The 18,336-nt window shown below is 56.3% G+C and carries 19 protein-coding genes; 15 read left to right on the plus strand and 4 right to left on the minus strand.

Features of this window, described 5'->3' with window-relative positions; all coding sequences use genetic code 11:
- The first annotated feature begins 79 nt into the window (after positions 1 to 79).
- The 3 genes from ACQZ6F_RS29805 to ACQZ6F_RS29815 all read left to right on the plus strand — a co-directional run bounded on the left by ACQZ6F_RS29805 (position 80) and on the right by ACQZ6F_RS29815 (position 3,259).
- Entirely contained in the window at positions 80 to 1,219 is a 1,140-nt protein-coding gene (locus ACQZ6F_RS29805) for a glycosyltransferase (RefSeq protein WP_449094843.1), read from the plus strand.
- A 131-nt stretch (positions 1,220 to 1,350) separates the two neighbouring features.
- Complete coding sequence (locus ACQZ6F_RS29810) at positions 1,351 to 2,610, plus strand: polysaccharide biosynthesis/export family protein (RefSeq protein ID WP_449094844.1); 1,260 nt, start codon at positions 1,351 to 1,353, stop codon at positions 2,608 to 2,610.
- 271 nt (positions 2,611 to 2,881) lie between these two features.
- On the plus strand, positions 2,882 to 3,259 hold the full coding sequence (locus ACQZ6F_RS29815) for a hypothetical protein (RefSeq protein ID WP_077471634.1): 378 nt from the start codon (positions 2,882 to 2,884) through the stop codon (positions 3,257 to 3,259).
- A 57-nt stretch (positions 3,260 to 3,316) separates the two neighbouring features.
- Here the strand turns inward: ACQZ6F_RS29815 and ACQZ6F_RS29820 are convergent, their stop codons facing one another.
- Positions 3,317 to 4,150, minus strand: coding sequence for an FkbM family methyltransferase (locus tag ACQZ6F_RS29820; RefSeq protein ID WP_449094845.1), 834 nt, complete (start codon positions 4,148 to 4,150; stop codon positions 3,317 to 3,319).
- A 440-nt stretch (positions 4,151 to 4,590) separates the two neighbouring features.
- Between ACQZ6F_RS29820 and ACQZ6F_RS29825 the strand changes: the two genes are divergently transcribed.
- From ACQZ6F_RS29825 to ACQZ6F_RS29840, 4 genes are all read left to right on the plus strand, one after another.
- Positions 4,591 to 5,547, plus strand: a complete 957-nt coding sequence (locus ACQZ6F_RS29825; RefSeq protein ID WP_077471636.1) for a UbiA prenyltransferase family protein — start codon at positions 4,591 to 4,593, stop codon at positions 5,545 to 5,547.
- Positions 5,547 to 6,233 carry an HAD family hydrolase gene (locus ACQZ6F_RS29830; protein WP_449094846.1) on the plus strand — a complete coding sequence of 229 codons (687 nt, stop codon included), beginning with the start codon at positions 5,547 to 5,549 and terminating at the stop codon, positions 6,231 to 6,233. The genes ACQZ6F_RS29825 and ACQZ6F_RS29830 overlap by 1 nt, the downstream gene beginning before the upstream one ends.
- 337 nt (positions 6,234 to 6,570) lie before the next feature.
- A complete protein-coding gene (locus tag ACQZ6F_RS29835; protein ID WP_449096347.1) occupies positions 6,571 to 7,827 on the plus strand; it encodes a hypothetical protein in 1,257 nt (418 codons plus the stop codon).
- 23 nt (positions 7,828 to 7,850) lie between these two features.
- Positions 7,851 to 8,234: a GtrA family protein gene (locus ACQZ6F_RS29840; RefSeq protein WP_449094848.1), complete on the plus strand. Its 384-nt coding sequence runs from the start codon at positions 7,851 to 7,853 to the stop codon at positions 8,232 to 8,234.
- Between the two features lie 154 nt (positions 8,235 to 8,388).
- On the opposite strand, the gene ACQZ6F_RS29845 is transcribed toward ACQZ6F_RS29840, so the two are convergent.
- From ACQZ6F_RS29845 to ACQZ6F_RS29855, 3 genes are read right to left on the minus strand one after another with little or no spacing between them, the layout of a single operon-like run.
- Positions 8,389 to 9,636 (minus strand): enolase C-terminal domain-like protein, encoded by a 1,248-nt coding sequence (locus ACQZ6F_RS29845; protein WP_449094849.1) that lies wholly within the window; start codon positions 9,634 to 9,636, stop codon positions 8,389 to 8,391.
- A gap of 30 nt (positions 9,637 to 9,666) precedes the next feature.
- Positions 9,667 to 10,449 carry an SDR family NAD(P)-dependent oxidoreductase gene (locus ACQZ6F_RS29850; protein WP_449094850.1) on the minus strand — a complete coding sequence of 261 codons (783 nt, stop codon included), beginning with the start codon at positions 10,447 to 10,449 and terminating at the stop codon, positions 9,667 to 9,669.
- Between the two features lie 55 nt (positions 10,450 to 10,504).
- The gene (locus ACQZ6F_RS29855; protein WP_449094851.1) at positions 10,505 to 11,398 is read right to left on the minus strand and encodes an SMP-30/gluconolactonase/LRE family protein; all 894 of its coding nucleotides are present in this window, start codon (positions 11,396 to 11,398) and stop codon (positions 10,505 to 10,507) included.
- Positions 11,399 to 11,572: 174 nt separating this feature from the next.
- Here ACQZ6F_RS29855 and ACQZ6F_RS29860 point away from each other — a divergent pair, with 174 nt between their 5' ends.
- The 8 genes from ACQZ6F_RS29860 (at position 11,573) to ACQZ6F_RS29895 (ending at position 17,960) form a co-directional block, all read left to right on the plus strand.
- A complete protein-coding gene (locus ACQZ6F_RS29860) occupies positions 11,573 to 12,235 on the plus strand; it encodes a FadR/GntR family transcriptional regulator (protein ID WP_449095059.1) in 663 nt (220 codons plus the stop codon).
- Positions 12,235 to 13,437 (plus strand): mandelate racemase/muconate lactonizing enzyme family protein, encoded by a 1,203-nt coding sequence (locus ACQZ6F_RS29865; RefSeq protein WP_449094852.1) that lies wholly within the window; start codon positions 12,235 to 12,237, stop codon positions 13,435 to 13,437. Before ACQZ6F_RS29860 ends, ACQZ6F_RS29865 begins: the two co-directional genes overlap by 1 nt.
- Positions 13,438 to 13,520: 83 nt before the next feature.
- Entirely contained in the window at positions 13,521 to 14,213 is a 693-nt protein-coding gene (locus tag ACQZ6F_RS29870; protein ID WP_449094853.1) for a GntR family transcriptional regulator, read from the plus strand.
- 38 nt (positions 14,214 to 14,251) lie between these two features.
- A complete protein-coding gene (locus tag ACQZ6F_RS29875) occupies positions 14,252 to 15,226 on the plus strand; it encodes a substrate-binding domain-containing protein (RefSeq protein WP_449094854.1) in 975 nt (324 codons plus the stop codon).
- Between the two features lie 72 nt (positions 15,227 to 15,298).
- Positions 15,299 to 16,282 (plus strand): ABC transporter permease, encoded by a 984-nt coding sequence (locus ACQZ6F_RS29880; RefSeq protein WP_449095060.1) that lies wholly within the window; start codon positions 15,299 to 15,301, stop codon positions 16,280 to 16,282.
- Positions 16,279 to 17,010, plus strand: a complete 732-nt coding sequence (locus ACQZ6F_RS29885) for an ATP-binding cassette domain-containing protein (RefSeq protein WP_449094855.1) — start codon at positions 16,279 to 16,281, stop codon at positions 17,008 to 17,010. The genes ACQZ6F_RS29880 and ACQZ6F_RS29885 overlap by 4 nt, the downstream gene beginning before the upstream one ends.
- Positions 17,011 to 17,017: 7 nt before the next feature.
- Complete coding sequence (locus ACQZ6F_RS29890) at positions 17,018 to 17,773, plus strand: SDR family oxidoreductase (protein WP_077471648.1); 756 nt, start codon at positions 17,018 to 17,020, stop codon at positions 17,771 to 17,773.
- Positions 17,760 to 17,960: a hypothetical protein gene (locus ACQZ6F_RS29895; RefSeq protein ID WP_449094856.1), complete on the plus strand. Its 201-nt coding sequence runs from the start codon at positions 17,760 to 17,762 to the stop codon at positions 17,958 to 17,960. Before ACQZ6F_RS29890 ends, ACQZ6F_RS29895 begins: the two co-directional genes overlap by 14 nt.
- Positions 17,961 to 18,336: the final 376 nt, after the last annotated feature.

The raw sequence follows: 18,336 nt of genomic DNA on the forward strand, positions 1-18,336 counted from the left end.
TCGAGGGTGTTGTTCAGCATAACTTCACTTATACATTCGATGTGGCCGTCAAATGGCTACCTTGTTCATGGAGTACTTCATGCGCGTTGCAATCATACATTATTGGTTGGTTGGTATGCGCGGAGGGGAAAAGGTTCTGGAAGCCCTTTGCAAGATGTATCCCTGCGCGGACATCTTTACGCATGTTTACGACCCGGAAGCCGTTTCCGATATCATAAAGCGACATAAGATCCGCACGACATTCATCGATCGCCTTCCTTATGCGAGGAAATTGTACAAAAAATACCTTCCATTGATGCCGATGGCCTTGGAGCAGATGAATCTCAATGAATACGATCTGGTCATAAGCAGTGAATCAGGACCTGCAAAGGGAGTGATACCCAACTCAACCGCCTTACATGTCTGCTACTGTCATTCGCCGATGAGGTACATCTGGAACATGTATAATAGTTACTATGACAGTTCCGGTTTGATGACGCGTCTGATGATGCCTCCGCTTGCCCATTATCTGAGAACGTGGGACGTCGCGACGGCCAATCGGGTCGATGATTTTGCGGCAAATTCGCTAACTGTCGCCCAACGCATCAAAAGCTACTATCGGCGCAGCGCCGAGATCATTCATCCGCCGGTAGATACGACGGCATTTCGCCCCTTGCCATCATCCGAGATCGGCGACCATTATCTCATGGTCGGCGAACTCGTCGGCTACAAGCGACCTGATCTTGCGGTCGAGGCGTTCAACCGAATGAGGGCGAAACTCGTCGTCATCGGCGGCGGCGAGATGCTCGACCGATTACGAAAGGTAGCAGGTCCCACTGTGACGATCTTGGGGCCTCAGCCGTTCAGCGTTCTGAAAGAGCAATATGCATGCTGCAAGGCGCTTGTTTTCCCCGGCGAGGAGGATTTTGGGATCGTGCCCGTTGAGGCAATGGCGAGTGGTCGACCCGTCATCGCATTTAATCGCGGCGGTGCCACCGAAACGGTCATCGCTGACAGGACGGGCTTATTCTTTGACGTGCAGACGACCGAGGCGATAATTGAGGCGATTGAGCGCCTTGAGCGTATGGAATTCAATCCCGCTGACGCGGTGGCGCGAGCCGCGGAGTTCAGGACCGGGGTCTTCATGGAGAAATTCGGGCGTTTCGTCAGCAGATCAACCGGTGAGCAGCTCAATATGGCGCATTGGTTGGAGCCGTCGCAGGGACGTTTGTCGTCGTGAGCGCCATTGTCGGTGCCGAACAGGAGTGAAACGCCATGCCGCCAAATGGTCCGATGCCCCGCAAACCCGGTCGGGCGTTTGTTGCTCGGTATCTTCGCGGCCAGGTTTTACCGATTGTTGGCGCTGCGATCATGCTGTCAGCAGTTCTAGGATCAACCGGCGTTTTTGCCGCGGATTACATCCTCGGTCCGCAGGACAAGCTGCGGATCAGGGTATTCGAATGGCGACCGACGACCGGGGCTGCGATCGAATGGGCGCCTTTGACCGGAGAATTCGTCATCTCGGCAGCCGGCAACCTGTCTCTTCCCATCATAGGGGCGGTGCCTGCCGCGGGCATGACATCGGAGCAGGTCGCAGAAAGCATCAGCGAACGATTGAAGACGCAGGTCGGCATGCAGAAGCGCCCCAATGCATCCGTTGAAGTGTCGGAATATCGGCCCTTTTTCCTGACCGGTCTTGTCGCAAAGCCGGGGAGATACGACTATAGCCCTGGCCTCACCGTCATTCAGGCATTAAGCATGGGTGGGGGAACCTTTGGTTTGACCGACCCGAATCTTGTCGGCCTGCAGCGCGAAGCCCTGGTTGCTCGCGGTGATCTGCGATCTCTTGAGGTAGAGCGCCTGAGCCTGTTGACCCGACAGGCTCGCTTGGATGCAATCACGCAAGGGCAACCCTCGATCAGCTTTCCACCGGAGCTGACGGCGCGCGCAAACGAGCCGCTCATTGATCGAATGATGAAGCAGGAGCGGGATTTGTTCGATACGCGACAGCGCTCGTTGCGTACGGAGGTCGATGCGCTCAATCAGGCAAAGCTCCTTGCCGCAAACCAAATAGAGGCCCTCAATTCAAAGGCGGCATCGCTTGCAAAGCAGATCGAAATGGCCAACAAGGACGTAGGCACGGTCAGCAAGCTGATTTCGCAAGGGCTGACGGTGTCGTCGCGCGAGCTGGGCGCAAACCAGAATCTTGCTCAGCTTGAAAGCCAGAATCTCGACGTAGCCCTCGCCAATCTGAAGGCGCGGCAGGATATCGCCAAAGCGGATGGAGATATTGCCGACGTTAATAATCGCTATCGCGTGCAGGCGCTGACCGAAGCCGCAGATGTGCGCGACCGTCTTGCTGCCAACCGAGAAAAGGCGGCAACCACACAAGCTCTGCTCGACAACGTGCAGGCCCGCGCGCCAGCTGCGGCTGCAAGCCTCGCCATTGAAGATTCGCAACGCTCGCTCAAGACCACCATAGATCGCGTTGTCGATGGCAATTTGCGTATCATTGCCGTCGGAGACAATGATGCTGTCGCGCCTGGAGATGTCATTCGCGTAGAAGACGAAAAGCCGGCATCTCTCACCCAGACAACGGATGATGGCATGAAAGCCTCTCTTTCTCCGTGAGCCGCGTCAATTGCGGCTGGCAATAGCTAGGAGATCCATGCTGACCCGTTGGTTTCGGAAAGCGGCTGCCTCGCGCTAATCGGGCAATCTGTATGATCTATTCTTCGCTGCAAAGTGGAATTCATGCCTCCAGGCAGAACTTTAACGTAAAAATGGAGCGTATAACCGCGTGATCTTGCGATATTCGACTTGTTCCGCAAGCGTAGATCACTGATACTGTCTGCAATGATGCGTATTGATTGAAGATGGACTACTCGGAGCTGGAGCTTTGATGGCCTGGGGTCTTATTATCTCATTTGCAGTCGGGGTTTTGTGCGCCCTAAGAGTGCCCATCCTCCATTTCACGATAATCGTGCTGATTGTGATGGTCGGTTATTCGCTTGCGAATATCGGTTCTGCAAACTCCACGCTCGACAATATTGGATGGTCTTTCGTGCTCGCCGCAGTTCTTGAGGCTGGCTACATTTTTCCCCATGTGCTGCTCTATCTTGTTTATGTGAAAATACTCGGGCGGGACCTTAACAGATCACCCAAGCAAAGATCCGGTCTGTCTGCTTACAATCTGTTTCGTGTGCATTCGAATGACCGGCTCTCTGCAAAAGCCGAGGGCACCGGGCCAGACAAGGCGCGGCGCGGGATGCAGGACTGAGCCGGCGCCATAGGCACAGCATCCATTGATGCATCGTAAAGGCCGAGGTGCGAGACTTCAGGACGCCGGTGCTACCACATTCAGTTTCTCGCCGTTCCTCAGCTCCCGTGATACGTACCAGCCATCCCACTGTGAGAATTGCTCAAATACCCGCCGATAGCCATTGTCCTCCAGAAGCTTTTGAATGGCAGGTTCCGTCTTCGGATTATTCTCCACAGATATAAGGCGAAATTGGCGACTGAAACTGTAGGCCGAAAGTATATCCAGCTCGCTACCTTCCGTGTCTATCGAAAGATAATCGACCACTTTCGGTGCTTGATACATATCGAGCAGGTCATCCAACGATATCGTCTGCACCTCAATCTGCGATCCGCGGCTGCGGACGCCTGAGAAGTGATCGCCTTGAGAGAAGTCGGCAATAGAGCTCAGCTCAGGGTCGGATGCATCCGTTGTTATAAAGGCAACCGTGGCGTTGGATGTTGACGAGACGCACCTGTGCTCGATCGGTCCCGATCTGTTGACCGCAAGGTCCGAATGCCAGATCGGATTGGGTTCGGCCAGAATACCGGTCCATCCGAATTTCTTCTCGAGCAGCCAGCTATTGCTGTTTTTCAAGCCGTTGGTTGCGCCGAATTCGACAAAGAACCCGTCCCTTTTTTCAGCCAGCTCGAAACATACCCACAAATCCTGCAGGATCTGGGCGTGAGACCAGTCTCTTCTGGCCAGACAATAACTGATAAATCTCGCGTCGTTATCGCGGATGATATGGGATATCTCCGGCCTATCAAGACGAATTGCGTTAAACGTCGCTCTCTGTATTCTTTTACTGCGGTGAAATCTGCTGACCGCAGCGGATATTCCGGAAATTGCAACTTTTGTTACATCGAACATCCCGGATACTCCAAGAGTGCATTGCTTTATGCTAGCCTAGAATGTTTTCCGGAGCCAATCAATATTGCCGAATATCGAAAATAAGCTTCATCGGTAGCTACCAAGGTTGTCCGAGTTGCCCGTTCGCGAGAGGCCTTGGCGGCGACGGACCGCGAGATAAGACAAGCGACCGTTGTTCCCTAGCGGAAGGGTGGCTGAGTTTTAATCTGTTTGTATCGTCCCCGCATTTTCATTCAACTTTGTATGTATAGGGGCTCATTTCGACAATTTAAAACACGAATATAGGTATAATTCACGTACTATTCGATTAATATATTCACACGTATATCTATTAATTAGGCTGATTAATGTAATATTCTAATATCAAGTGTTGTTGTACTTCAAATTTTGTTGTATAGACGCAGAAAGACATAATATAATCTAAAAATTGGGGAGGCAGTATGAGGGACGCGATTAAATTTGCGCGTCCAGCATCGAGCTGGCGCGACTATCTCAAAATTGCCAGGCCTGATCATTGGGTGAAGAACATATTTGTTCTTCCGGGTTGCGCTCTGGCGATCACGCTGAGTGGCCGCACCGGCCCGGAGATATCGCTACTGGTCGCTCACGCCGTGATCGTCACCTGTCTGATTGCCAGTGCGAACTACACGATCAATGAGTTTCTCGACGCAAAATTCGATCGGTTCCATCCGATAAAGAAAAATAGGCCGGGTGCACAGGGGCATTTGTGGGCGCCTCTTGTTGCTGTTCAGTGGGCGGCACTGTCCGTTATTGGTCTTGCGCTCGCCGCCGAAGCAAGCTGGCCTATGGTCGTTGCAGCTGCATTTCTTTTGTTCATGGGAATTCTCTATAATGTCGAACCCGTACGCACAAAGGATCGTGCCTATCTCGACGTACTCTCGGAAAGCATCAACAATCCTATACGACTGACAATTGGCTGGCTGGCGATCTTGCCTGGACAATTGCCACCGTCATCGCTGCTGATCTGCTACTGGATGGGTGGTGCTTTTTTGATGGCAATGAAACGGTATAGCGAATATCGCAGGATTAATAATCCGGAAGTCGCTGGTTCTTATCGCCGCAGCTTCTATGTCTACACCGAAAGAACACTGCTGCTGTCATCGTTCTTTTACGCGTTGACCGCGAGCTTGCTTCTGGGTGTGTTCCTGATCAAATACAGAATAGAATATCTGCTGACGGTTCCTTTGTTTGCGCTTTTGTTTACGCAGTATTTTTCTCTGTCGATGGAGGCGGATTCCGCTGCCCAGGCGCCGGAAAAACTCTACAAGGAAAAGAGCCTCGTTATCGTCGTCTTTGCACTGGCGGCGAGCGTTGGCGTGCTCACCTTTATCAATATTCCGGCACTGGCTATCCTCATGGAACCGGTGAGATATTGATGATGACTGAGCGTGCCGTCGCCATATTCGATCTCGATAGGACAATATCGAGGCAGGATCTCTATCTTGCCTTCCTGATCCAGGGGGTGCGGCAACCGGCCAATCTCGGGTCTGCCTGTCTGCTGCCGGCTCACTTGGTCCGGTTCTTTGCCCACGTCATAAATAACGACCAGCTGAAGAGCCTATTCTTGGCGAGCATTTACGGCGGCCGCTCCAGAGATTTCATGGATGAGGCGGCGGCCCGCTTTATTAAGACCGTGCGCAGGACCATGTTGAAATCCGCGGCCTTGCGAAGGGTAGCTGAACACCGCAGGCAGGGTCATTTCCTGCTGCTGGCATCGGCAAGCCTGGATATCTACACTGTGCCACTCGCGGGCGAACTTGGATTTGATGATGTTGTCGCGACGAAGGTTGCATGGTCGACGGACGGCAGGATCACGGGCCAGCTCGATGGTCCAAACCTGCGAGGTACGGCCAAGGCGGCGGCAGTGGCAAGGATTTTACGGCGCCATGGCCTCGATGCCAGTCCGACGTTTTTCTATTCGGACCATGAAAGCGACGCGCCTCTGTTTTCGGCCGCTCGCTGGCCAGGCGCGGTAGATCCCACGAAGAAGCTCAGAATGCTTGCCCGGGAGTTTGGCTGGCCCGTCTATGATTGGCGAGGCTTCGATGAAGGACAGGCTTAGATATGCGCCGCTGATCGGGGTTGCCTTTGTCCTCCTTCCGCTTTCCTTGATCTTCACCTTCCCATCGCAGGATGTTCCGGCGCACCTGGATACGGGTCGCATTGCCGCGCTTCTTGCAAAGGCGGCGCCCACCGTCTCTTCGGTTTATGAGCTCGCGGCTCCCACGCTGTCGAATGGCGTCGCACCTTGGCTGCTAACCAGAGTGTCTTCGCTAACCTCAGCGCTCACAGCAGAATGGTTGATCGCGCTGTGTTCAACGGTTTTGATCTGCGCTCTCATCGTTACGACGCCATCGCTGCTCGGCAAGGAGAGGAAATGGGCAATCCTTGCCTTGCCCGTGGCCATGCCGCTCATGCTCTACATGGGCTCCATCAGCCTCGTTCTGGCCTATCCTGCGGTTTTTCTGGCCTTGGCCTGTGCAACGGCTTTTCTTCAGGGCGGTAAGCCGCTGTATCTGGCGCTGTTCGTCATCCTTTCCGTGATCGCTTTTTTCGTTCAGGTGCAGTCTGTGCTTGTCCTTCTCACCGCAGTGCTAGGCGGAGCGATCGGGGTGGTGGTCTGGCAGCTTGTCCGAGGCGGCTTGCCACCGCTACGGCCGCTTTTGCCGCTGGGCTTGGCGACAACCCCCGCCATCGCGCTGATCGGCGTCTATATGAGCACCATGTCCTCGGGAAGCGTTGGCGAGCAGACAAATCGTTATCTGCTGAAGAGCATCTACGCAGTGTTGATGCGCCTCGATGTCGTGCAGTTTTCTCTTTTCGACCGTGCGTTGCTCGCCGTCACATTCATTATGATGGTTTTGATCGCTCTGGGATGGGTATTGTCACGATGGAGAGCGAGGAAAATTGCTTTGGCGCCGGCTTGGGCCTTCGCCGGGACGGCGGCTGTCTTGACGCTGGTCGTTGTGCTGCCTTACGGGACGAAAGCCGTGCCGCAGATCCCCGAGCGTATCCTACCCGTCGCTCACTACATGGTGTTCCTGTGGTTTGCCACAGCCAGTCCAAAGGGGAGATGGAGTGTGGCTCTTCTCGGCCTCTCCATGCTATTTCTTGCGGTTTCAAGCGTGGAGCGGACTTTTGCCCATGCGCGTTTCGGCCAATACATGCGTGATCTTGCGAAGGCAGAGGAGAGCGTGCCGGCCGGATCGGTGGTCATTCCCTTCAGCCTTGGCCGTATCGCCAGAGAGGGTCGTATCCTCGTTGAGCAAGGCGGAATTGATGTCGGATTCGAGGCCTGGTATCATCGTGGGCGCGGCTATGGTGATAGGGACATCGTCAGCCTTGGCAACTATCAAGCCGAGGGCTCCTATCCCTATTTTCAAATCACGTATCGCCCCGAATGGAGAGCGAATGAAAATGCCAGAGAGCCGGATCTCGTTGTTCTGACGAGCACTTCGGTAACGCAGTTGAATGACTGGGTCAGAAACTTCGAGGCGATAACATCGAGGCGCGTTAGCCATGTCATTTTGAATACGGACGGGCTTGATATGCGTAAGATAGATTCTCCATATGTGCGAAATCTGGCTGAATTTCTCGACAGCAATTTCACACGGCAGTCCGCATCGCAAAATGTTGAAATCTGGGTCCGTCGATGATCTCTCGCCTGATGAGGCAGTCGTTGCGTTCGTCTGCAATTCGCTCGACCTTCGCGCGTTATCTCGTCACCGGCGGTGTCGCTGCGATAATCGATGTGTCCGTCTTTTCTTATCTGAACAGCCTCGGGTTCACCATTCTGGTTGCAGCAACGATAGGCTTCCTCGTGGCTTGCCTTTTCAACTACATCTCGACGTCGATCTTCGTCTTTGCAGCGGATTGGCGATCTGTTGCACGCGGATTGTTCTTCCTTGCCGCCGCGCTCGTCGGCTTATCGATCAACGTATCGATTACTTTTTGCCTGGCCGCCTATGGAGTCTGGCCGATCCTGGCAAAGATCGTCGGTATCGGAATTGCCTTCATCGCCAACTTCTCCATGAATTCTCTCATCGTTTTCAGGCGACGCTGAATGGTCGGCGATATCCCCTGAAAGGCTTCTCGTTGCCGCCGAAACGGCAAGATATCGGAAACGTGCACGCACCTGGATGATGGCACGACCCAGCCTCGCAGGCGGCCTAGCCGTCAACGCTGAGTGCTTGCTGCCCCGGTCTCAATCCACTCTGTCAATAGTCCACAATGCGGCCATCGGTCGGGTCAGCCCAGCGAGTATTTGGCGTAGTCGAAAACCAACCGGGGCGGGCTGGGTCGCGATCATAGAGATAACCACCCAGCGACTTATAGAGATCCGCATATTTCCCGAGCTTCTCGCGGTCCAATTCCACGCCGAGACCGTGGCCGGTCGGCACGGCGATCGACCCGTTGACGTATTTCATGGGGCCGCCGACGATGATGTCGTCGATGAGTTGGTGGTAATGCGCGTCGGCTGTGTAGACAAGGTTCGGCAGCACCGCGCCGAGATGCAGCATGGTGGCAAGCTGGATGCCGAGCTCACCAGAAGAGTGCACGGCAATGCCGAGCTGGAAGGTTTCGCAAACACCCGCCGCTTTGATACAGGGGCGGATGCCGCCCCAGAAGGTGGTATCGAGCAGAATGACATCGACGGCCGGGTTCAGCACATTGGTGGCAAGCTGCTCGAAATTGATCACGACGGTGTTGGTGGCGAGAGGCATGTGTGTATTCTCGCGCACCCGCCGCATGCCGTTCAGGCCCCAGGTCGGATCTTCGTAATAGTCGTTGTTGAGGTCCTCTATACCTTTGGCAAACCGGATCGCCTCTTCGACGCTGAAGGCCGCGTTCGGATCGTAGCGAACGGAATCGGTACCGACTGCCTTTGCAAGGGCACGAAAAACGTCGAGCTCATAGTCGGGCGGAAACACGCCACTCTTCAATTTATGAGCCTTGAAGCCGTGGGTGCGCTTCAGCTCGAGTGCCTGTTCGATCAGCTGGTCGGCAGTGCGGATCTCGCCCTTGCCGGTGTCTTTGTTGGGCAGGCGGAAGAAGAGATAGCTCGCAAAGCCAACCTCGTCACGCATCTTGCCGCCGAGCACATCATAGGCCGGCACGCCCAGGAACTTGCCTATAATGTCGATGCAGGCGAATTCGATGGCCGCATGCATCTGAGTGCGATTGTTGTAGAGACTGGCGGTGGGGTTGCAGATCTTGAAGCGCAGTTGCTCAAGTTCGAACGGATCGTGCCCAACGAGGTAGGTCTTCAGCGCACGAAATGCGGCCTCCGCACTTTCGCCACCGCCGCCCATCTCGCCGAGACCCACGATGCCTATATCCGTCTCGACCTCGATGATGGTGCGAACGAAGCGGCCCCAATGCGCCCCGTTGGAGTGGCGAAGCGGCGCTTCGAGCGGCACGGTCACGGTCGTGGCGCGGATGTCTGTGATTTTAGGCCGCTTCATGCAGGTCTCCGTTGTCATGGATGCTATCGATCAGTCGGGTAGCACGATGCCGAGCTTGGCCATGGTGCCGCCATCGATCTTCATGTCGGCGCCGGTAATGAAGCGCGCCTTGTCGCTGGCGAGGAAGGCGACGAGCTCCGCCACCTCCTCTTGCTTGCCGACACGGCCGATCGGATGGCCCTTGCCCCATTGGGCGATCATTTCGTCCTGAGTCAGGTCGCCCTTGAAGAGGTCGGCCGCCCAACGCAGCATGGGGGTGTCGATCGAGGCGGGGCAGACGGTATTGACGGTGATGTTATCGGCGGCATGATCAAGCGCCATGGCGCGCACCAATGCATTGATGCCGCCTTTGCTGGCAGTATAGGCGGCGACATTCGCCTGCGATGCGTAGGATTGTATCGAGGAAATGGCGACGATCGCGCCGCCGCCACGCTTCTTCATTTCCGGAACGGCATATTTCGCGGCGAGATAGATCCCCTTGAGGTTGATGTCGAGCACATCATCCCAAATGTCCTCCGGCGTGTCGACAACTGTGCCGTAGCGCTGGATACCGGCGCAGCAGGTGAGGATATCGACACCCCCATAGCTCGCGACGGCCTGCTCGACAGCGCTCCTCATGTCGGTTGAATTGCGGACGTCGCCGACGAAGCCGGCCGTTTTGCCGCCGATCTCCATCACAGCCTTGTCGACGGAATCCCTGTCGTTGGAGACGATCAGAACCTGCGCTCCGGCCTTGGCGAAGCGTTCCGCGCAAGCACGGCCCATGCCCAGGCTGCCGCCGGTGACGATGATGCTCTTGCCGTCAAATTCCATATCCAGGCGCTCCTCCACGCAATTCGATCTATTAACATTCTACCATACCAGTATGTCAATATCCGAATTTCGGCTCCGGCATGCCACGAAAGCTGGTTTCGATCGTCAACAGGCTGCCTTCGAGTGGATGGGTTGCAAGATGCTCTGGTGTCATGGTGAAGCGGGCCGAGGTCACGTAAAGCGTCGAGAAATCCTTGCCGCCGAATGTGCAGCTCGTCGGCCAGGAAACCGGCAGCTCGATCAAAGTGCTGAGTGTACCTTCGGCGCTGAACCGCGCGATCGCTGCACCGCCCACCACGCGGCAATTCCAGAGGTGGTCGTCCGCATCAAGGCATGAGCCGTCGGGCAGGCCGCGGTCGAAGCCGCTGACGATGGTACGGCGGTCAGAGATTACCTTCGTTTCGGGATCGTAGGCGAAGGAGTAGATTTCGTTTGCAAGCGTGTCGGCAAAGAGAAAGCGGTTGTTGCGCGTCCAGCCCATGGTGTTGGTGATGCCGTATTCGTTCGGAGTAAGCCGTGTGATGGTGCCCGACGGATCGATGCGGTAGACCGCACCGGTATTGGCGTCCATATGCTTGGGCGCACCGTCCGGATTGAGATTGTTCTGCATCGTTGAAACCCAGAACGAGCCATCCGGCGCGACACGACCTTCGTTCAACCTGTTGTCCGGCATGTCCGGCTCTGGCACGGCGAGGGTCTCGAATGCCTCACCAGGCTGCCAGAAGCAGACTTCGCGAGCGAGGCCGACGATGAAGCCGCCCGCCTTGCGGATACCGATCGACGTCGGGAAATCCGGCGTAGGCCAGGTGTCGTGCCTTGCTGTCTCCACCTCCAGGCGATGAATGCGCTTGCCGCCGATATCGACCCAATAAAGCGCGTGCTCGTCATCCGACCAGATGATGCTTTCGCCGACGATATCCTGTGCCTCGAACAAAACACTGGCCTGCATAGGTCCTCCCAATCACTCCCGAAACTTCCGATTGACAATAGGTATGTCACAATCTAAATCAAGCTTAAATTAAACCTATATGATAGGTAGGAGCGAAGCTTGATAGAGACGTTGTCGAGCGTGAGGGAAGCCGGAGAACGGCAGGGTGCGGCTGAAGGCCTGCTCGGCGGAGTGATGGAGTCCGTGAAGGTCTTCATCCGCGACAATGGGCTTCAAGTTGGCGATGAACTGCCGAGCGAAGGCGCCTTTGCGGAATTGACCGGCACATCGCGAACGATCGTACGTGAAGCCTATCGTTCGCTTGCGGCTCTGACGCTGATCGATATCGGCAACGGCCGCCGAGCTCGAGTGGCGGCTCCCAAGGCCGATGTGCTGGCGATGATCACCGATCATGCCGTTCACACCAACCAGGCGACGATCCAGCAGATCTTCGATGTACGGCGCACGATCGAACGGCGCACGGTGTCGCTCGCCGCGCTACGCCGAACCGATCGCGAGGCGGCAGAGATTTATGCCTTGGTCGAAGCCATGCAACACGATTTCTTCGATCCGCAGAAGGTCATGGAGCACGATATCGCCTTTCACGAAGCAATCGGTGCTGCGTCAAAGAATCCGATGTTTTCCCTGATCGTCGGCTCTTTCCATGTCGTGACGCGTCACACCTGGCCGATCGGCTGGGCAAGCCGTGGCAGCAACGAAACGCGACAGGAGAGCATCGACGGGCATTTCGCGATCGCGCAGGCAATCGCCAATGGCGATCCGACCAGAGGAGAGGCGGCCATGGTCGAGCATTTCGACCTGACCGTAAAGGCCCTGTTGGCCGCCGGAGTATACTGATGAAGATCACCGCGCTCGAAACCATCCGCGTCAGGGAATTTCCAAACATCCTCTGGGTGAAAATCCATACGGATGAGGGTCTGGTCGGGCTCGGCGAGACATTCTTCATGGCCGAAACGGTGGAAGCCTACATCCACGAAGTCGTGGCGCCCAAGCTCCTCGGCCGAGATCCGTTGGAGATCGACAAAATTTCCAAGGATCTGACCGGCTACCTCGGCTTCCGCTCGACAGGGGTCGAAATGCGCGGCAATTCCGCCGTTGATATCGGTCTCTGGGATCTGTTCGGAAAGGCGACGAACCTGCCGATCGCGCAATTGCTCGGCGGCTTCTCGCGTCGCGAAATCCGCACTTACAATACCTGCGCCGGCAACACCTATATGCGTGAGGCCAGCGGCCAGCAGACAAAGAATTACGGTATCGGCGGCCCGAAGCGCGACTATGACGACCTCAATGGCTTTCTCGAGCGCGCCGACGAGCTGGCCGAGGACTTACTGTCCGAAGGTATCACGGCCATGAAGATCTGGCCCTTCGATATCGCAGCGGAGGGGAGCGACGGCCAATATATTTCCGGACCTGCGCTGCGCAAGGCACTGGAGCCCTTCGAGAAGATCCGCAAGCGGGTCGGAGACAAGATGGACATCATGGTCGAGTTTCACTCGATGTGGCAGCTCACACCAGCGATCCAGATTGCCCGCGCGCTCGAACCCTATGCAACGTTCTGGCATGAGGATCCGATCAAGATGGATTCTCTTTCCAGCCTGAAACGCTATGCAGCGGCGAGCCGCGCGCCCCTATGCGCCTCCGAGACGCTTGCGACGCGCTGGGCCTTCCGCGACCTGCTGGAGACAGAGAGCGCCGGCATCGTCATGCTCGATCTCTCGTGGTGCGGCGGTATTTCCGAGGCGAAGAAGATCGCCACCATGGCCGAGGCCTGGCATCTGCCGGTTGCTCCGCATGATTGCACCGGTCCGGTCGTTTTGTCGGCGTCGACGCATCTGTCGCTCAATGCACCGAATGCACTCGTGCAGGAGAGTGTGCGCGCTTACTACCGTACCTGGTACGCCGATCTCACGACGCAATTGCCGACAGTCACCAATGGCATGATCACCGTTCCGCCGGGGCCAGGCCACGGTGTCGAACTGGCCGAAGATCTTGATAAAAAGTTCAGTGTTTCCCGTCGTATGGCCAAGGTTGAGACCTGAGTTCGGCAAAAGCACTTGACTTGTATGGTAGTAGGTTAGTACACAATTCGCATTGAGGCAGACATCGGGAGAAGGGTCGCCGCATGCATACAGTCAAATCCCCGAAAGTCGTCGCGATGGGTGAATCTGTCGGACCGCAGGTCTACCGCATCCTGCGCGAAAGGATCATTCAGGCCGAGCTTTTGCCGGGGGAGCGGTTGTCGGAGTCGGATGCGGCCAAATCCTTGTCGGTCAGCCGACAGCCGGTCCGCGAAGCCTTCATCAAGCTATCGGAGGAGGGGCTGGTGCAGGTATTGCCGCAGCGCGGCACCTTCGTCACCAAGATCTCCGTGGCTTCGGTCATGGATGTGCGTTTTGTCCGCGAGGCGATCGAAGCGGATATCGTCCGGCTCGTTGCCGAAGGCCATGCACCCGAAACGATTGCGGAACTGCGGCGCCAACTGGCCGAGCAGAAGAAGGTGCCGCATGACAATCGCGCCGCCTTTCTGAGGCTCGACGAACTCTTTCATCACACGCTCGCTGCCGCCGCCGGCAAGGCCTATGCCTGGAGCGTCATCGAAAGCGTCAAGGCGCAGATGGACCGCGTCCGCTTCCTGTCCGTCGACGACATGCACATCGGACGGCTGATCGAGCAGCACGAGAGGATCGTCGAAGGCATAGCCGCCGGCGAAAAGGCCGTCGCGGAGGAGGCGATGCGGCTGCACTTGCGCGAGATACTGAAATCTTTGCCGGCAATTGCCCGTTCTCGTGCCGAACTATTCGACGACACGGAATAATCGCAGCGCAATTCATTATAAAACAGAGGGAGGAAAGCATGCTTAAGAAATTGATCGCCGGTACGGCGCTCGGCCTGTCGTTTATGGCTTCCGGCGCGTCTGCCGCAGGACTGAACATCACATTCATCAGCCACTCGTCGGCCTCGAACACCTTCTGGCAGTCGGTCAAAAAAGGTTTTGACGATGCCTGCACCCGTGTTGATGCCAATTGCCAACTGGTCCTGACTCAGACCGAAGGCTCCGTCGAGCAGGCTGTCGCCAATCTGCAGGCGGCGATCGCTACCAAACCGGACGCGATCTTTGTCGCCATCGTTGACGACAAGGCCTATGACGCGGCGATCAAGGAAGCGACCGACGCGGGCATCCTTGTGCTTGCCGTCAATGTCGACGACAGCCAGGGTGCGAAGGGCAATGCCCGCAAGGCCTTTATTGGTCAAAGCTTTGTGGCTGCAGGTTACTCACTTGCCAAGGCCCAGTCGCTGAACTTCCCGAAGGATGGCCCGCTCAACCTGCTCGTCGGCGTCAATGCTCCCGGGCAGACATGGTCAGAACAGCGCGCCGCCGGCGTCACGAAATTCCTCGAGGAATACAAGGCCGAGCACAAGGAACGCGAGGTCAACATCTCGCGTATCGATTCAGCCACCGACCTTGCGGTCACGGCCGACCGTATCGGCGCCTATCTCAACGCCAATCCGAACACTACGGCTTATTTCGACACCGGCTATTGGGAAGCAGGGGTGGCCAAGGTGTTGAAGGACCGCGGCATCGCGCCGGGCAAGGTTCTGCTCGGCGGCTTCGACCTCGTGCCTGAGGTCTTGCAACAGATGAAGGCCGGCTATGTGCAGGTGCAGGTCGACCAGCAGCCTTACATGCAGGGCTTTATGCCGGTCATGGAGGCCTATCTCTGGAAGACTGCCGGTCTTACTCCCTCGGACATCGACACGGGGCAGGGTATCGTCACACCGAAAGACGTGCCTGCCATCATGGAAATGTCCAAGCGCGGCCTGCGTTAAGACAACAACCATCCATCATCATCCGGCGTCTTGCTCCCAGGAATAAGACGCCGAACCATGAGTGATATGCCTATGAAGCGGTTTCTGAAAGTCTATCTCGACAAGCCGGAGCTGGCGGGGCTTGCCCTGTTGATCATCCTGATCGTCCTGTTCCAGATCAAGTCGAATGGTGTGTTGCTGTCGTTCGAAAACATCCGTGGCATCATGGGTCTTCTGCCGGAAATGGCGCTGGTGGCCATCGGCGTCACCATATTGATGATCTGCGGTGAATTCGATCTTTCAGTCGGCTCGGTCTTTGCTTTGATGCCGATGTCGATGGCTGTCATGCTGAACGATGGTATTCCGTTCAGCGTGGCCCTGCTGCTGGGGCTGGTGCTCTGTGCGTTCATCGGCTTGATCAACGGCTATATTACGCTGCAGTTCTCCATTCCAAGCTTCATCACCACGCTTGGCATGCTGTTCATGGCGCGGTCGCTGACGATCGTCATCTCTGGTGGCTTTCCGCCGCTTCTGCCCGACGATCTGCCGACCTGGCTCTTCACCGACTATATCTGGCCGGGAGCGATCCTGCGTATGTCCTTCTTGTGGTTCGCGCTGATCGCAATACTCGCCGCTGCATTCCTGTCTCTCACGAATTTCGGCAATTGGATCCGCGCCGTCGGTGGTTTCAACGAAGCAGCGGGATCCATGGGTATCCCCGTCAGGCGTGTGAAGATCGTCTGCTTCATGCTCTGCTCGATGCTGGCGGGTTTTGCCGGCTTGTTGCAGGTGCTGCGTCTGGGCTCGCCGTTGCCGTCGATTGGCGAGGGGCTGGAGTTGCAGGCGGTTGCCGCTGCCGTCATCGGCGGCACGGCACTTGCCGGCGGGATCGGCACGGTATTCGGCGCAATCATCGGCACCCTGCTCATCCGCACCATCGACAACGGTCTCGTCCTCTCGCGGGTCGATGCCAATTGGTTCAAGTTCGCAATCGGCATGCTCACCATGTTTGCCGTCATCGCCAATGCTTGGATGGGCAAGATGTCCCGCAAGATCAAGGTGGAGGCGCATAAATGACAACCCCGATCATCGAGTGCCGCAATCTCCAGAAGTGGTATAGCGGCGTACATGCGCTCAAGAATGTGTCCCTGACCATCAACCCCGGAGAATCCGTCGGCCTGGTCGGCGACAATGGCGCTGGCAAATCGACGCTGATCAAGATCCTCTCCGGTGTGCACCATCAGGATGCTGGCGAGATCCTGATCGAGGGGCAGGAGGTCAATTTCCGTTCGCCCAAGGATGCGATGCATCATGGGCTGGAGACGATCTATCAGTACAATTCCATGGTTCCCACAATGTCGATTGCTCGTAACCTGTTCATCGGTCGTGAACCGATGAGGTGGCGCATCGGCAATTTCGGCATCATGGATCAGAAGCGCATGCGTGCGGACAGCGTCAAGGCAATCGCTGACGTCGATCTTCATCTGCGCTCTCCGGATGCATTGGTGGGGGAACTGTCCGGCGGCCAGCGGCAGGGGGTGGCCATCGCGCGGGCGATGCATTTCAGGTCGAAAGTTTTGATCCTCGATGAACCGACCAATCACCTCTCGGTCAAGGAGACCAACAAGGTGATCGGCTTCGTGCGTGGCCTGAAAGCGCAGGGGCTGACCGGCATCTTCATCTCGCACAACATGCAGCATGTCTTCCAGTCCTGCGATCGGATCGTCGCCATGGCGCGTGGTGAGATCGTTTTCGACCGGCCGACCGCCGAAACTTCGATCGACGAAGTCCACGAACTATTGTGAGGCAATCATGGTGACATTATCGGGAAAGACGGTGCTGCTGACCGGAGCACTGGGAACGCTCGGACGCGCCCAGGCCGATATCCTGGTCCGGGCCGGGGCGCAGGTGCTGCTGCTGGATCGCGCCGAACCCGAGACTGGCGAGGCTATCGCCGCGAGCATCGCCGAGAATGCCTCGGGCACGGCATTCTATGTCATGCAGGATCTCAACGATCTTGTCGGCAGCGAGAAAAAGGTGGCCGAGCTTTCCCGCGCGCATAGCGGCATCGACATCCTGATCAACAATGCCGCACTGATCATCAACAAGCCCTTCGAGGAGTTTTCTCTGGAGGAATATGAGCAGCAGCTGAGGGTCAATTCCTCCGCAGCCTTCGCGCTCACGCGCGCGGTTGCTCCTAAGATGAAGGAAAAGCACTACGGCAAGATCGTCAATTTCTGCTCGCTCACCCTCAATGGTCGCTGGGATGGCTATGTCCCCTATGTCGCCTCGAAGGGTGCCATATATGGCCTGACGAAATCGCTGGCGCGGGAACTTGGACCGCACGGTGTGCGTGTCAATTGCGTGTCGCCGGGTGCGGTTGTATCGGAGGCCGAGGAACGGGTCTTCGGCGATCGGCTGCAGCAATACAACGACTGGATTATCGAAAACCAGTCGATCAAGACACGTATCCAGCCCACCAATATTGCAGAACTCGTTCTGTTTCTCGTCTCACCCGCCTCGGATATGATCTCCGGCCAGAATATCGCAATCGATGGCGGTTGGTGACGGCGGCATTGTGGTGGTCAAAGGCGATTTAACAATTCCATCTCGTGACTGGCCCGGAGTGTCACCGATCCTGTTCGATCTGGCCAATGACCCAGACGAACTTGTCGACCTCGGTCGCGATCCAGGGAAGGCGGATATCATCCATGCTTTACAGCTTGCCTTTGAACGCAGGCTAGCGATGAAATAACTACAATTCTAGGCTCGCAAGGTGTCACGCCGAGAAAGCTCATTCGCTTCATCAATGAGGGCTGAGTCAGCATCGACCCCAAAGGAGTTGCGGACTTCCGAAGCTTGGGTCAAGGGATCTGACTCTATTTTATCGAGACTGTAAGTGAGAGCTCACCAAAACAATCTCCTTAGCGGGATTGCATCCCCTGATGGTCTTTTCGTTCATTGGTCTAGAATGGATATAAATTCGTATCGCCAGCAAAATGTGACAGCGAACCTGGAGTTCCTGCCGGAATCAGCGGTTCAGCTCTCTTCAAGAGCGACGGATGTTACATCGAATGCCACGATCGAGCGTTCTAGAGCCCACCTCGGTTACTTTACAAAACTGTAAACCG

This window comes from Rhizobium sp. A22-96, assembly GCF_053521805.1.

Bases quoted from the DNA above. Each gene is read 5' to 3' on its own strand.
- ACQZ6F_RS29805 (WP_449094843.1), top strand. From the start codon at position 80: ATGCGCGTTGCAATCATACATTATTGGTTGGTTGGTATGCGCGGAGGG.
- ACQZ6F_RS29810 (WP_449094844.1), top strand. From the start codon at position 1,351: ATGCTGTCAGCAGTTCTAGGATCAACCGGCGTTTTTGCCGCGGATTAC.
- ACQZ6F_RS29815 (WP_077471634.1), top strand. From the start codon at position 2,882: ATGGCCTGGGGTCTTATTATCTCATTTGCAGTCGGGGTTTTGTGCGCC.
- ACQZ6F_RS29820 (WP_449094845.1), bottom strand. From the start codon at position 4,150: ATGTTCGATGTAACAAAAGTTGCAATTTCCGGAATATCCGCTGCGGTC.
- ACQZ6F_RS29825 (WP_077471636.1), top strand. From the start codon at position 4,591: ATGAGGGACGCGATTAAATTTGCGCGTCCAGCATCGAGCTGGCGCGAC.
- ACQZ6F_RS29830 (WP_449094846.1), top strand. From the start codon at position 5,547: ATGATGACTGAGCGTGCCGTCGCCATATTCGATCTCGATAGGACAATA.
- ACQZ6F_RS29845 (WP_449094849.1), bottom strand. From the start codon at position 9,636: ATGAAGCGGCCTAAAATCACAGACATCCGCGCCACGACCGTGACCGTG.
- ACQZ6F_RS29850 (WP_449094850.1), bottom strand. From the start codon at position 10,449: ATGGAATTTGACGGCAAGAGCATCATCGTCACCGGCGGCAGCCTGGGC.
- ACQZ6F_RS29855 (WP_449094851.1), bottom strand. From the start codon at position 11,398: ATGCAGGCCAGTGTTTTGTTCGAGGCACAGGATATCGTCGGCGAAAGC.
- ACQZ6F_RS29860 (WP_449095059.1), top strand. From the start codon at position 11,573: ATGGAGTCCGTGAAGGTCTTCATCCGCGACAATGGGCTTCAAGTTGGC.
- ACQZ6F_RS29865 (WP_449094852.1), top strand. From the start codon at position 12,235: ATGAAGATCACCGCGCTCGAAACCATCCGCGTCAGGGAATTTCCAAAC.
- ACQZ6F_RS29870 (WP_449094853.1), top strand. From the start codon at position 13,521: ATGCATACAGTCAAATCCCCGAAAGTCGTCGCGATGGGTGAATCTGTC.
- ACQZ6F_RS29875 (WP_449094854.1), top strand. From the start codon at position 14,252: ATGCTTAAGAAATTGATCGCCGGTACGGCGCTCGGCCTGTCGTTTATG.
- ACQZ6F_RS29880 (WP_449095060.1), top strand. From the start codon at position 15,299: ATGAAGCGGTTTCTGAAAGTCTATCTCGACAAGCCGGAGCTGGCGGGG.
- ACQZ6F_RS29885 (WP_449094855.1), top strand. From the start codon at position 16,279: ATGACAACCCCGATCATCGAGTGCCGCAATCTCCAGAAGTGGTATAGC.
- ACQZ6F_RS29890 (WP_077471648.1), top strand. From the start codon at position 17,018: ATGGTGACATTATCGGGAAAGACGGTGCTGCTGACCGGAGCACTGGGA.
- ACQZ6F_RS29895 (WP_449094856.1), top strand. From the start codon at position 17,760: ATGGCGGTTGGTGACGGCGGCATTGTGGTGGTCAAAGGCGATTTAACA.